Origin of the sequence: Tsukamurella sputi (genome assembly GCF_007858445.1) — a bacterium.
Lineage (GTDB): Bacteria > Actinomycetota > Actinomycetes > Mycobacteriales > Mycobacteriaceae > Tsukamurella > Tsukamurella sputi.
This window is the reverse complement of sequence record NZ_VIGV01000218.1, coordinates 1-520: the sequence shown is the minus strand read 5'-3', so window position 1 is coordinate 520 and position 520 is coordinate 1. Positions and strand designations below refer to the sequence as shown.

General features: G+C 44.0%; 1 protein-coding gene. It reads right to left on the bottom strand.

Annotated elements, in window-relative coordinates:
• Positions 1–520 (bottom strand): POTRA domain-containing protein (locus tag FK268_RS26250; RefSeq protein WP_205124553.1); only part of this gene is annotated, 520 nt, incomplete at both ends.

Below are 520 nucleotides of genomic sequence, written 5' to 3'. Positions count from 1 at the left end.
CGAGGAATCGCATTCACTCTAGCTTGAGCATAGCCCTCATTTCCTAAACGATCTTGTAATGCCTTAACTGTCGCTTCTACTGTTTTCGCACGATAGAGCGAGCCAGGCTTAATATCGACTAAAGAGAGTAACTCCTCTTTATCGACACTCGGATAATTTCCAACAACGGTGAAGTCCCCAAAGTGGTACTTCTTCCCTTCATGGATATCGATATCGAGATAGATGGTATCTTGATTAGGGCTAATGGTAGCACTTGAGTAGTTGACCTCTGCCTTGAGATATCCATTATTGCGATAATATTGCTGAACTTGGTCGAGCTCTTCCTGAATTGTATAAGGATCATAACGATCCCCTGAGGAGAAGATTGTTCTCAAACCTGATTCACGAACGCGCATCTGACGGAGCAACTTACTGTCTGAGATATTCTCATTTCCGGTAAAGTTGATCTTCTTAATCTGCCCTGTACGCCCCTCTGATATCTCAAATTGGAGCTCAGCACGGTTGCGGGGTAACTCAATCA